The sequence below is a fragment of the Paenibacillus sp. Soil724D2 genome (assembly GCF_001427935.1).
Taxonomy (GTDB): domain Bacteria; phylum Bacillota; class Bacilli; order Paenibacillales; family NBRC-103111; genus Paenibacillus_E.
This window is the reverse complement of the sequence record NZ_LMRY01000007.1, coordinates 230,148-243,971: the sequence shown is the minus strand read 5'-3', so window position 1 is coordinate 243,971 and position 13,824 is coordinate 230,148. Positions and strand designations below refer to the sequence as shown.

Annotated in this window: 7 protein-coding genes and 1 pseudogene; all 8 read left to right on the top strand. The window is 48.4% G+C overall.

Features of this window, described 5'->3' with window-relative positions:
- The first annotated feature begins 108 nt into the window (after positions 1-108).
- The 8 genes and pseudogenes from ASG85_RS10140 (at position 109) to ASG85_RS10105 (ending at position 13,770) form a co-directional block, all read left to right on the top strand.
- A complete protein-coding gene (locus ASG85_RS10140; RefSeq protein WP_060646123.1) occupies positions 109-5,040 on the top strand; it encodes a chondroitinase-B domain-containing protein in 4,932 nt (1,643 codons plus the stop codon).
- 379 nt (positions 5,041-5,419) lie between these two features.
- A complete protein-coding gene (locus ASG85_RS10135; protein WP_060646122.1) occupies positions 5,420-8,071 on the top strand; it encodes an Ig-like domain-containing protein in 2,652 nt (883 codons plus the stop codon).
- Between the two features lie 157 nt (positions 8,072-8,228).
- A pseudogene (locus ASG85_RS10130) lies at positions 8,229-8,453 on the top strand (response regulator); the annotation flags it as partial.
- An 89-nt stretch (positions 8,454-8,542) separates the two neighbouring features.
- On the top strand, positions 8,543-9,907 hold the full coding sequence (gene gudD, locus ASG85_RS10125) for a glucarate dehydratase (RefSeq protein ID WP_200961668.1): 1,365 nt from the start codon (positions 8,543-8,545) through the stop codon (positions 9,905-9,907).
- A gap of 35 nt (positions 9,908-9,942) precedes the next feature.
- Positions 9,943-10,836: a 4-hydroxy-tetrahydrodipicolinate synthase gene (gene dapA / locus ASG85_RS10120; RefSeq protein ID WP_060646120.1), complete on the top strand. Its 894-nt coding sequence runs from the start codon at positions 9,943-9,945 to the stop codon at positions 10,834-10,836.
- Between the two features lie 2 nt (positions 10,837-10,838).
- Positions 10,839-11,720: a 2-hydroxy-3-oxopropionate reductase gene (garR, locus tag ASG85_RS10115; RefSeq protein ID WP_057306285.1), complete on the top strand. Its 882-nt coding sequence runs from the start codon at positions 10,839-10,841 to the stop codon at positions 11,718-11,720.
- Positions 11,721-11,835: 115 nt separating this feature from the next.
- The gene (locus ASG85_RS10110; RefSeq protein WP_057305648.1) at positions 11,836-12,978 is read left to right on the top strand and encodes a glycerate kinase; all 1,143 of its coding nucleotides are present in this window, start codon (positions 11,836-11,838) and stop codon (positions 12,976-12,978) included.
- Between the two features lie 90 nt (positions 12,979-13,068).
- A complete protein-coding gene (locus ASG85_RS10105; RefSeq protein ID WP_057305647.1) occupies positions 13,069-13,770 on the top strand; it encodes a FadR/GntR family transcriptional regulator in 702 nt (233 codons plus the stop codon).
- Positions 13,771-13,824: the final 54 nt, after the last annotated feature.

Genomic DNA, 13,824 nt, shown 5'->3' with positions numbered 1-13,824 from the left:
TGAAGATTTATTATCTGTAAGGGCTTTCTTATGATGAGTTTAGCTGCTTTTACGGTTGTCTGAAAATGTTGCCGAAGAGCGCAATGATAAAGAAGAGGTGAAGTGAATTTGAACAGAGAGTCAAGAGAATTAAAAGTGCGTTCGAAACGGGCAATCAGCTTGCTACTCGCAGCAGCTTTAACATTTACGTGGATGCCGCTTGGGTTATCCAAAGCACATGCAGATAGCGCAGTGGCAGGAACACCAGGCGGTGTGGATACCAACATGCTGAAATTGTGGCTGAAAGCGGATCCCGACAGCGTGACCCGCAATGGGAATGGCGATATAACGGTATGGAAGGACAGCAGTCCGCAAGGCAATGATTTCATCAATGACGGGACGGTTGGGGATAAGAGTCCGAGGACAAAACCGAAGTATATTCCGTCCAATCCTGCACTGAATTTCCAGCCTTCGGTGCAATTTATTCGTTCAGGCAATGGAAGTCTTTTATTGGACAAAAATGGGTTATTTGACCAGGATGAGCCGGTCGAGCAGGCGAGTGTTTATTTGGTTGCTGGGGGGATAGCGTTATCAAATCAGACATCTCAAATCTTTTACGAAACTTTGCAAGGAAAAGGAGTGTTCGGAGCGTACATTCCTTTCTATTCCAGTACTTCACAAGTATTGTGGGATTCGGGAGCCGTCGTGTCTGGGAATCCACGGCTTACGACAGGCTATCCAGTCCCGCCGCTTCAATACAACACTTGGGGGTTTCAATATGAATCGCATCCTGCAGTTTCCAGTGCTGTTTACCAAGCGATTACACTAGATGGGCAAACGATAGCCAAATCAACACAGGCCCGCCTCGCAATGGTTGGAAACGGAAGTAACCCGATGTCTCTCGGTTCTGGTGCAAAGGGTGGATCTGGCTATGATGGACAAATTGGTGAGATGATCGTGTTTGGCGATACGCTTACAGAAGTGCAGCAAAATCAAGTGCAAACGTATATGGCGCTTAAGTTCGGAACGCCGCTGAAGGGGAAGGACTATGTATCGGCAGGCCCTTCGCCGATGGTCGTTTGGCCAACGGAGTCCAATATGACTTATGGCAATAACATTGCAGGTATCGCACGCGATCAGCAAGGAGCATTGGCTCAAGCAACAAGCAGGAGCAGCGAAGGACAAGCATCTTCGCAGGTCATCATAACCGCTAAACAAGCTTTGGCGGATAAGCAGTACCTTCTCTGGGGCGATAACGGAAGTATGGCTTCTTCTGTGCCCTATGGTGCGGACTTGAAGCAGTCAGCGCGGACATGGAAGGTCCGAAATACCGGCAATGTCGGGACCGTACAAGTTGCCTTTCCAGCGGCGATGCTTCCGCTAGGCGGCTTACTGCTGAAGAGTGGAAGCAGCGATTTCAGCCACGCGGTTCCACTGTCATTAACTCCGGTGGAGGTGCATGGCGAAGCTTACTATGCTGCGGATACGGAGCTGGTTGACGGATCCTTTTTCACCTTTGCGGAGAAAATGCCAGCCATCCAGTTAACCGCGCTTGATGTTTGGGACGGCAGCCAAAAGATCGGGATGAATATCCCCTTCGTGCCTTCCAAGATGGAAGGGTATGAGGTCATCGTTCCACAGGCAGCTGATTCCATCCGTTTAGCCATGCAAGTCAGTGGCGGTATTTCAACGGCGGTGACCCTGACGAATCTTGAAGGGGTGAATCAGCCAATAAGCGATGTTACCCGAGTTCATCTCGCGCCGGGCATGAACAAGCTCACGATCCGATTATCAAGCGGCGATGCGATGAATACGTATACGCTGCAAGCCTATCGGCTATCGGCCAAAGGAACGAATGGCCAAGTGCAGATGAACGCAAGTACGGTTACTGCTAGTTCCTATCAGCCGAACACAACGAATATTCCCGCCAATGTCGTGGACGGTGTTTGGAATAATGATGTCCGTTGGTCGGCTTCCGGACAAGGGGAGTGGCTGCAGTTCGATATGGGGCAGCCTGAAAAGGTCACCTATTTAAATATCGCTTTCCTGAGCGCGATCGACCGTCAAACCAATTTCGAAATTATTGGCTCCAATCAAGCGGATTTTCAGAATCCGACTGTGCTGCTGCCTAAACGAAAAGGTAGATTACTCAAAGCCGAAGATGACATTATGCAGCCCTATGTGCTGACGAATCCAGCAGAAGTACGTTATCTGAGGCTGGTCGGTTATGGAAATACGGCCTCTGGCAGCTCAGGCAATTGGAATAGTATTACCGAAGTTGAACTTTATACGGGCACAGCACCCAAAGTAGATGAACCGTCTGAGCCTAACGGCCCTCCGCAAGCAGGCGATAAACCCGTGGAACCCCTCCCCCCTGTACGGGTGGTGAAGGTCAATTCGGCGGAAGAACTGCAGAATGCACTGGATCAAGCTACTAAAGGGACGACGATTGAATTGCAAAATGGCACGTATGCACAAAACGGCCCATTCGTTATCAAAGATAAGGCAGGTACGGCTGCTCTTCCGATTCGTATTGTCGCTGCTGAACTAGGGAAGGCCGTTATCGCAGGCGACAGCTACATGCATATTGAAAATGCAAACTATATTGAGGTTGAGGGACTTACGTTCCACTCCGGTGGCGGATCGAATCTTGGTGAGGATACGCTGCGGAGCCGAGCCGTCCCGGAAGACAGGATCGCAACGTTGAAGGGACTGCACCCGGGTGTGGAATTGTACGATTCCAGCAATGTATCCATTGTGCGCAATACATTTGCCTTGGATGAAACGGGGCAGAAATATCGCTTTACGAAGGTTGAGAACAGCGTCAATAAACAAATTTGGTGTGTAATCGGCGTTGAAAATAGCTGCCGTTATGGCGGCACCTATGATCCGAACGGAGCCGTTTATACGGGAGAAACGCCTCATTCCCCGAACTCGACGCTGCTTACGGACAACGGTACCGATCGGCATTATATTCGGGTGGAGGGCACCAGCAGCCACAATCGGATTGCTTACAACGACATCGGTCCGAAAACCGGCTTCGGCGCAGTGATGACGTATGACGGTAAGGATGCGGTTTCGCAGTACGATGTGATTGAATATAATCACTTCCATGATATCGGTCCACGGGTAAGCAACGGATTGGAAGCGATCCGCCTTGGACTTTCCGGTCTATCTTTAGCCCCCGGACATGTTACGATTCAATACAATTTGTTTGACGGATTGAACGGCGAGGACGAGATCGTTTCGGTGAAGAGCAGCGATAATACAATCCGCTACAACACCGTCTTGAATTCCTATGGAGGAATGGTAGCTCGGCACGGTCATCGCAACAGCTTTTACGGCAATTTCATTATCGCGGATGGCAAGAAACCTGGAACGAGCGGTTTCCGTCTCTATGGGAATGATCACAAGATTTATAATAATTACATGGAAGGACTTACGGATGATGCCGTTCAGCTTGATGGTGGAACGGAAGATGCGGGGCCGGAGGGAGGCACGAACCCAATTATTCGTTGGGGCACTGGGCTGAACGATTCCGCAGAACTTAGGAGCCTTTCTGCAGAAAGGCAGCAGGAGTTGCTGCGCGGTCATTGGCGGCAATATAATGTGCAGATTTTCAATAATACATTCGTAAACTTAAGCAATAAAGCATCGGCCTTCAAAATTGCTCAGCGCACGTTCCAACCGACCGGAACGCAAATTTATAATAATGTCATTTTCAGTAACGCAGGGACGATATTCAATGAAACGAAAGATATCACATCCGCAGGCAGACCGGCTTATGTCGGCAACATGGCCGATGGTCTCGCCGCTGTGGCAACGAATGCAACGGTCGTTAGCGCCACTTACAAAGGTGATCTGAAGTTGGTCCGTGGCAGCGACGGTCTGATTCGCTTGTCGCCGTTAAGTCCCGCGCTTGATAGCGCCCAAGGTCCATATGTTCCTTTGGACGATATGGACGGTCAATGGCGGACGCATACTCCCGACGCCGGTGCGGATGAGTACGACCAGGCAAACGTTCCTACACTTAAGCCGCTTACGGCTGCCGATGTCGGGCCATCTGCAGGAAGGAACATGCCAGAGGAAGAGGGCAAGCCGGAGTTAAGCAGCCTTCAGATCAGCTCGAATCTGACACTCACGCCAGTTTTCCGCTCGGATATTACCTATTATACGGTGATGGCTCCTACTGGAATCGACAATTTGAAAATTACGCCGGTTTCCTTACGTCAGAGGGCTGACATCCAGGTTAGCGTAGACAGAGCTTCGATGCAATCAGTAAGAAGCGGCAACGAAAGCGGACCGCTAGCCATTGCAGCAAGCGGCAGTGTTGTTCTGATTGATGTGTCAATGCCCTCCGGCGTTCATAAAACGTATACCATAATGATAAAACGCCCGCAGATAAACAATTCGTCTTCATCGGATTCTTCATCTGTGTATAATCCAGTGCCTGTGCCTAAGCCGGTTCCTGAACCGACGATCCCACAGCCTTCGAAACCAACGGATCCCTCAACATCAGCACCACTGCCTAAGACTTTTGTAGATGTGCCGAAACATTGGGCATCGGATGCCATCAGCCAGGCTGCTGCCAAAGGCATCGTGAACGGCTATTCAGATGGCAGCTTTAAGCCTGACGAACCGATGACGAGGCTTCAATTCGCTGCCATGCTAGTTCGCGCTCTGGGCTTGAAGCCGGAACCTACGAAGCCGGAATTCACTGATGAGGCGAGTATTCCGGTATGGGCGGCGGGAGAACTAAGCGCTGCGCTGAAAGCAGGCATTATTCAGGGCTATGAAGACCAGACTCTGCATCCTAATGATGCAATAAATCGAATCGAAATGGTTGCAATGTTAGTAAGGGCATTTCCACAAAGCGAGGGGACATCAGCTGTGACTTCGTTTAGCGACAGTTCTCAGATCCCCCCATGGGCATTGCCGTTAGTTTCGCGAGCTAACTCACTAGGGCTAGTTCAGGGTCGGGAGAATAATGCTTTTAAACCGTTTGACGTGGCGACGAGAGCGGAAGCAGTCACGGTGGTTATGCGTATGCTGGATCACTAGGGTTAGGGTGCCTAAACCCATTTTACGATCCAAACAGAAGGTTCTATGGACACTAGTTTTGGTCATTGCGGGACAGGCGAATCAGATTATTCATTTTCGAGATGGGCAGATATATAAAGAGGTTTAGTAGTTATAGGACCGGAAATCCGAATTACGGGTTCCGGTTTGTTTTCTTTTCTTTTTTCAGTAGGGCTAAAACCGTAAAAAATGACATGGGGATCATAAATAAACCTATACTAGAAATTTCATCAATTCATTTATAATGATTGTTGAAAGCGTTTTCCGAATAAACGATCATACGGAGGAAGGGGTTGGATTTGGAAAGAAGTTGAGCCTGCTATGTAAAGGCTGTTTTTACGAAAATAAAGGAGGCTTTTAGATGTTCTTCTTCGAAGTGATTAAGCAGCAAGCTTTTAAAAGGGGATTAAGCTTAGTTCTTTCGTTTGCCCTAATACTTTCAATGATCAGCCTATCCGGTTTTCCGACATCATCGGTTCATGCAGCGACAGGAGATAGCTTAGGTTTATTGGAAATAGAAGTGAACAAGCCGGTAAACGCAGTCGTTGATCTGAATCAAGCAACCATTCATATATCATTGCCCTACGGCACCTTATACCAAATGTTGAATGTAATGATAAACCCGGGTGTTACCACGACGCTATTCAGAAGTAACAAATTAACCACCATTTCTTTTGCTGCCAGCGGCATTAACAAAGGAGATGCCAAGATGGACCAATTTTCAACCAGCGGAACTACTTTATATTATCTGGTGGTAACCGACAAGAATAACAGTATGAACAGCCGAACCTATACCATAACTGTTACTGTAGATATGACTTTGCCTCCTATAACAGGGATGGGAGCCAATGACAAGTATTTGCCTCTCAATATTCGAGGGGGAGAATATGTATGGGATGTTATGGGCGCATCTAAAATCGGCAATGGCAGTACTACGGGTTCTATTGAAGGCCCGAACACCCCCTCATCTTACAGTGGGAAAACATGGTCGCAATCAGTCTATGACCGTTCAGGGGACTATCCGGTGGCTTCGACAGTTAATGAAGCATGGCTGGGGGATAACATGTATTTGCAGACCATAGGCAGAAATGATACGAATGCACTTGCAAAATACGGGATCGCAAATATGCCAGGAACCGATAAACTAGGCTTTGACATTTTGCGTTATCACGAATTTGTGCCTTTTGTTACCCCGGACGGCGTAAGTCGGGACGACGGCGATCGTGGCGAAGTGGGAAGCGATCGTCAGAGGCTGGAGATTAAAAGCAACACCAACGCTGCAAGTAGCGATGCAAACAGTAAGGGTGGCGACATTGTGACCCACCACTGGAGGCTTATGCTCCCATCGGAAACTTTAAGGTTTCAGAAGGATGTCGGCGATCACCATGCCGGAGATTTTATTGCTCCCCACAGGTTTTGGCACATCTTCCAACTGAAAGAAATAGCTGGAAACGCAGCAGGACAGCCGGTGGCCACCCTTTCTCTGGTTTCAAGCGAAGGCAAAGGGCAACTAGAGTTCAGGAACAATCCTGATGGCGGCTATGCGGACAGAATAAAGCCGTTATTCACGATTCCATTTGAACAGGTCGTTGACCGCTGGCTTGATTTTGATGTTACGATTTTAACAGCCGATAACGGTTATATTTACGGTAAGCTTATCGATTTGGAAACAGGTAAGGTGCTTTTCGAAGGCGGTATGACAGCCGAAACCTACAGACGCCCTGAAGTGGAAAACCCGATTACCGGCCGAAACGAAAGAGGAGACCTGCCTGTTGAATCGGGCCAGCAAAACCGTTCCAAATGGGGTCTTTACCGGGGCATGTATAATGGTGCTGTAGATGCGGCCTATGCAGATGAATTCCAATCCGCAACCATGTATCTTTCCGATACATACTTAATTAAGAGGGATAAAGACAGCTATATTTTCCATGATGGATGGAATCCCAAAGATCAACCTAAGGATATTGTAGCGTGGGCAAGGTCGAAAGAAATTGCGGTTTCCAAAGGTACAGCGTTTGGAAGTTTAAACTTGCCTTCACAGCTTGATGTGACCTTGAGTACGGGGTTGACTGAAAAGGTGAACGTTACATGGAGCTCCGCCAGTTATAACCCTGATAACATGGGCACTTACAGGATTTATGGTGAATTTAACGTTACTAGCTTGATGAACACCAAAAACATTAAACCATATATCGATGTTACCCTGCGGGATCTGACTCCACCGATTACGAAGGCTCAGATTGATCCGATGCCGCAGAACGGCTGGCTGAACAAGGAGGCGTCCGTCACGCTGTCGGTTTATGACGATCTCTCAGTTGTAGCAAAAACGGAATACAGGCTGGGGGATCAAGCAAATTGGCAAACCTATGCCGGACCGATCACCTTTACGAATGACGGCGTAAGCCGACTGGAGTACCGTTCTATCGACGTTGTAGGCAACATCGAGCAAACGAAGGAGCTCATCGTCCAGATTGACAAATCGAAGCCGGTTTTTGTGCTGACGGCAGACGGGATGCCGCTTGCGGAAGGTGCAGTTTTCTCAGATGATCGCCCGATTACACTTCTTCTGAACGCGAACGATGCACTATCCGGTTTAGCGACCCAGGAACTCACCCTGAACGGAGAGCGGCTAACGAATGGAGCTTCCGTTGATTTGGCCGGTAAGCTTGGCCTTCATACCCTGAGGATCGTCATCACCGACCAGGCCGGCAATACGACGGATGAGTCTGTCGGCTTAACAATAACCGCCACCCCCGAAGGAGTATCCAAATTGATGGACCGATATGTCGAAGCTGGTGAATTGAAGAGTCCATTGGTTGAACAATTGCGCAACAGTTTGAACCAGGCTTTGCATCAATTGGACAAAGGCGATAAGGACAATGCGGCCAAACATATGCAGGACTTCCTGAAGCATCTGAATAACGAGCCGCAGGCGAATAATGTCTCCGCAGCCGTGATGTTCGTCCTCGGAACGGACGCCAATGCTTTGATCACAGAATGGTCCGCGAAGTAAATAATACAGCATCGTGCAACACATAAACAAAAGCATCCGGCCCGGATTGGCGGATGCTTTTGCTCTCTGGACTTAGGACGGCTGCCATTGAGGCAGCCACTTTTTAATTGGAGTGGGAGGAATCCGATGTTTAACGTGTTGATCGTGGACGACGCATGAAGTGGATGTACTGATTACGGATATTAGAATGCCGATCATGGATGGAATAAGCTTGGTGAAGTCGCTTAGAAAGCATAACGAATCGTTGAAAATCGTCATTTCCAGCGCATACGGCGAATTCGAATATGCGAAGATGGCCATCGAGCTTGGCGTGGAGCATTATATATTAAAACCAGTCGACATTGAAAAGTTCAGCTATTGCAGATCAAAAAGAATAAATTGACGTATAATTTAATTTGTCTTACAATATGACTTATAATAACTATTTCCTTATTTTATATTATTTTTTAATGAAGGGAAGAGAACAATCTGATGCAGGATATGAAACATGAGCAACTGAATAACCGTTTTTCAGGCACGCCGATCATTACTGAAATGCAGGTCATTCCTGTGGCTGGATACGACAGCATGCTTCTTAATCTCAGTGGTGCACATGCTCCTTTCTTTACACGCAATATCATCATTCTTAAAGATAACGCAGGCCATACGGGTGTTGGTGAGGTCCCGGGCGGTGAAAAGATTCGTCAAACACTAGAGGATGCACGGGCGCTCGTCATTGGTCAATCCTTAGGTCAATACAATAATATTCTGAACACTGCTCGCAAGTTGTTTGGTGATCGAGATGCTGGAGGACGCGGTTTGCAGACCTTCGATCTACGCATCACAATTCACGCTGTTACTGCTTTGGAAGCAGCGCTGTTAGATCTTCTGGGGAAATTCCTCGGTGTTCCTGTTGCTGCGCTCCTTGGCGAAGGCCAGCAGCGTGACCGCGTAGAGATGTTAGGTTACTTGTTCTATATCGGCGACCGTAATCGAACGAAGCTACCTTACTTGAGCGGACAGGATAGTGAGGATAACTGGACACGATTGCGTAATGAGGAAGCGCTTACACCGGAAGCTGTCGTGAAACTGGCTGAAGCGGCCTACAAGCGATATGGCTTCAATGACTTCAAGCTGAAGGGCGGCGTGCTTCGCGGAGAAGAGGAGATCGAGGCCGTCACCGCGCTAGCCGAACGTTTTCCGCAAGCAAGAATAACGCTGGATCCTAACGGCGCATGGTCTTTGTCTGAAGCCATTCGCCTTTGCCGAGATCAACACCATGTATTGGCGTATGCCGAGGATCCTTGCGGAGCTGAAAATGGTTATTCTGGACGTGAGGTCATGGCAGAGTTTCGCCGTGCTACCGGGCTGCCGACAGCTACGAACATGATCGCCACGGATTGGCGCCAGATGGGACACACGATTCAAATGAACGCGGTGGATATTCCACTTGCGGATCCGCACTTCTGGACGATGCAAGGCTCTGTCCGAGTGGCACAAATGTGTCATGAATGGGGTCTGACGTGGGGATCGCATTCTAACAATCATTTTGATATTTCGCTGGCCATGTTTACCCATGTCGCTGCTGCAGCACCGGGAAAAATCACAGCTATCGATACTCATTGGATTTGGCAGGATGGACAGCGTCTGACCAAAGAGCCGTTCCCAATTGTCGGAGGCATGGTGGAAGTTCCGAACAAGCCAGGTTTGGGCATTGAGATTGATAGGGTTGAAATTGAGAAAGCGCACCAGCTTTATAATGAGAAAGGGCTTGGAGCACGTGATGATGCGATGGCTATGCAGTATTTGATTCCTGGCTGGAAATTCGATCATAAACAACCTTGTCTTGTACGGTAAACGAGAAAATCAAATGAAATAAAGGAGAGTTCACAATGGACATTAATCTTATTCGCGGAGTCATACCGCCTATCGTTACACCCGTTGATGCTGATGAATGCGTGGAAGAGCAGGGACTACGAAGGGTAGTCGAGCACGTTATCGCAGGAGGGGTGCACGGTATCCTTTCTTTAGGCAGTAATGGTGAATTTTACGGATTGGATCATGAGCAGCAGGAGCGGGCAGTTCGCATTACGATTGAGCAGGTTGCGGGCCGGGTGCCGGTTTATATGGGGATTGGAGCCATCACGACTAAGGAATGCATTCAGTTAGCCAGATTAGGTGAATCGTTAAATGCTCAGGCGATTACAATATTACCTCCCATGTTTCTTGCGCCTTCGGAAGAAGAGTTGTATCAGCATTTCCGTAAAGTAGCTGAAGCCACTGCTTTGCCAGTATTGCTTTATAACAATCCGGATCGCGTGGGGAATAACATTTCCGTTAACTTGATTGAACGACTTGCCGATATTCCCAATATCGTCGGAGTGAAAGATAGCAGCGGCGATCTAACCTTGACTTCCGAGTATATCCGCAGAACAAGAGAAAAAGGATTTAAGGTCATGGCGGGAAGGGATGTCATGATCTTAGGCTCATTGGTTTACGGTGCTGTAGGTTGTGTCGCTTCAACGGCGAATATTGTGCCGGCATTGGTCGTTGAAATTTACGAGAAGTTTATAGCCGGGGATCTAACGGGAGCTTTGGAAGCCCAGTTTAAGCTGGCTCCTCTTCGCATGGCTTCTAATCTCGCTAGTTTTCCGGTGGTGACCAAGGAGGCTATGAACCTCATCGGTCTTGAAGTGGGAGGCTCGATCTTGCCGAACACGAGCTGCTCCGAAATCAATAGAAATAAGCTTGCTGACATATTGAAGCAGATGGGAGCTCTTAAATGAAAATGAAAGTAGGATTCATCGGGTTGGGTATTATGGGTAAGCCCATGAGTAGGAACTTGTTGAAAGCGGGTTATGAGCTAGTTGTTCTCGGTACAAGTAAGAGTGCTTCGGAGCTTGCAGCGGCGGGAGCCAAGACGGCCTCTACACCTAAGGCCTTGGCTGAGCTGGTGGATGTCATTATAACCATGCTGCCGAATTCACCGCAGGTGAATGAAGTAGTTTTGGGCCCGAATGGCGTCATCGAAGGGGCTAAGTCAGGAGCCGTCGTTATCGATATGAGTTCGATCGCGCCTCTGACCAGCCAGGAAATCGCCCGGAAGCTGGCGGAAAAAGGGATAGAAATGCTTGACGCACCAGTGAGCGGGGGAGAGCCTAAGGCGATCGCGGGGACTCTTTCGGTAATGGTTGGCGGAAAGAAAGAAGTATTCGATCAGTGCTATGATGTGTTAAAAGCCATGGCTGCCTCTGTCATACGTACAGGAGATATCGGAGCAGGGAATGTGACCAAGCTGGCCAATCAGATCGTGGTTGCCATTAACATTGCCGCGATGTCCGAAGCGTTCGTGCTCGCGAGTAAGGCTGGCGTTCAGCCAGAGCTCGTTTATCAGGCGATTCGCGGCGGTTTGGCCGGCAGCACTGTCTTAGATGCAAAAGCGCCGCTGGTGATGGATCGCAATTTTGATCCGGGATTCCGTATCAACCTGCACATAAAGGACTTGAGCAACGTCTTGGAAACCTCCCATGAGGTAGGCGTGCCACTACCGCTCACGGCTGCGGTCATGGAGATGATGCAGGCTTTGAAGGTGGATGGAATGGGGGATTGCGACCACGGCAGCTTGATTCGCTACTATGAGAAAATGGCCAAGGTTGAAGTTAATAGGTAAGAATCAAAGAGTCCGAGAATCAGATGAAAACCTCTTATCACCTATAAGGGGGTTTCTTTGTTAAGTATAGAATTATCAGATTTTTGTGTGCAAGAAAGAGAGGAGAGAAGCACAAATGCGTATTATATTAGCACCCGATTCATATAAAGGGAGCTTATCTGCCCTTGCTGTTGCTGATGCTATGGAACGAGGGATTCGGGACGTATTCCCTGATGCTGTAGTTAGCAAGGTACCTATTGCTGATGGTGGTGAAGGTACGGTAGAAGCACTTGTCATGTCTACCGGCGGTCAAATGATCCAACAAAAAATTGTAGGACCTTTGGGTGAAGAAATCGACTCCTATTGGGGGATTCTCGGCGATGGAGAAACCGGGGTGATCGAGCTTGCCGCTGCTTCCGGATTACCATTGGTACCGAGGGAACAAAGGAACCCGCTGTTGACGACGACTTATGGGACTGGACAATTAATCAAAGCCGCTCTTGAATACGGACTACGAAAGCTAATTATAGGTATCGGAGGCAGCGCAACTAATGACGGCGGAGCGGGAATGGCACAGGCCTTAGGAGTCAAATTCCTGGATTCGGACAACAACGAGCTACCCCAAGGTGGAGTGGCTCTTGCCAAACTCGTACGAATCGATTTATCCGATTTGGATAAGCGTATTGCCGAAACGGATATTAAGGTCGCATGCGACGTCGATAATCCGCTGTGCGGGCCGTTAGGTGCATCCGCGGTTTATGGTCCGCAAAAAGGTGCCACATCCGATATGGTGGCTCAATTAGATCATGCGCTTAAGAATTATTCGGTTGTTGCCCAATTGTCAACACGCAGGGACGTTGCACTTATTCCGGGTGCCGGTGCAGCCGGCGGTGTAGGGGCAGGACTGTTGCTTTTTACGAATGCGAAGCTGATCCCAGGCATTCAACTTGTGTTGGAAGCTGCAGATTTCGCTGAAAAGCTTAAGAAGGCGGACCTTGTCATAACCGGTGAAGGCTCCACCGACTTTCAAACCGCGCACGGTAAAGCCCCTGTTGGTGTGGCTAAGATCGCCAAACAGGCGGGCATCCCGACGATCTGCTTATCCGGTGGGTTAGGTACAGGTGCTGATGATGTACTTCAACATGGAATCGACGGACTGATGAGTATTGTGCCCCGGCCCATGGAATTAGAGCAATGTATAGAATCGGCTGAAGAGCTTATTCAAACAGCCACAGCTAGAATATGCAGATTAATTAGCATTGGGATCAAGATGAAATAATATCATGGCTATGGGGCTGCATTGTTATTTCATCTAATTCGTCTTACAATATGATTATGCGTATTAGTCAGCTTAGAGAGAAGGGTAAATATGGTAGAACTTAAAGGAAGCGTTGAATTGGAGACTGTTAAACGAAACACGCTGCCCAAGCAAGTCGTTGACAGCATTGTTCAGCTGTTGGTCAGCGGTCAGCTTAAACCTGGAGATAAACTGCCATCCGAGATGGAACTGATAGATATGTTAGGCGTGAGTCGGCCAGTTCTGCGGGAAGCATTAAGTTCGCTCGAAGCACTTGAAGTGATTACGAGAAAAACCCGTGGCGGCACCCATTTTAATAATAAAATCGGCAGCAATCCGTTCTCGGTAATGCTGGCTTTGTCCATTGGCAACCTTCCAGCGATCATCGAAGCGCGGATGGCATTAGAATTGGGACTTGTGGCCATGGCGGCAGAAAAGATCACGAACGAGAAGTTGAAGCGATTAAAGGAAACCATAGATGAAATCGCTGGCAGTGTTGATAACAACTATGGGGAAGCGGATAAGGAATTTCATCGGATTATCGCATTGAGTGCGGACAATCCGATCATTGAAGGGATGATAGATCCTCTGCTTATCACCCATGACAAAATGGATAGACAAATTAGGGAACGTGAACGTGATGTAACGGTCCAATTCCATACAGATATCTATAATGCACTCGTTAATCGGGATCCACACGAAGCGTTTACTCATATGTACCGCCATCTTAGTTATGTCCGAAATAAGCTTTTGCAGGTATATCAAAACGAATAAGCGGTCCATGACGGCCCATTTAAAAAGTCTGCCAATCTCTCGCGACTGCGATAC

Bases quoted from the DNA above. Each gene is read 5' to 3' on its own strand.
- ASG85_RS10135 (WP_060646122.1), top strand. From the start codon at position 5,420: ATGTTCTTCTTCGAAGTGATTAAGCAGCAAGCTTTTAAAAGGGGATTA.
- gudD (WP_200961668.1), top strand. From the start codon at position 8,543: ATGCAGGATATGAAACATGAGCAACTGAATAACCGTTTTTCAGGCACG.
- dapA (WP_060646120.1), top strand. From the start codon at position 9,943: ATGGACATTAATCTTATTCGCGGAGTCATACCGCCTATCGTTACACCC.
- garR (WP_057306285.1), top strand. From the start codon at position 10,839: ATGAAAGTAGGATTCATCGGGTTGGGTATTATGGGTAAGCCCATGAGT.
- ASG85_RS10110 (WP_057305648.1), top strand. From the start codon at position 11,836: ATGCGTATTATATTAGCACCCGATTCATATAAAGGGAGCTTATCTGCC.
- ASG85_RS10105 (WP_057305647.1), top strand. From the start codon at position 13,069: ATGGTAGAACTTAAAGGAAGCGTTGAATTGGAGACTGTTAAACGAAAC.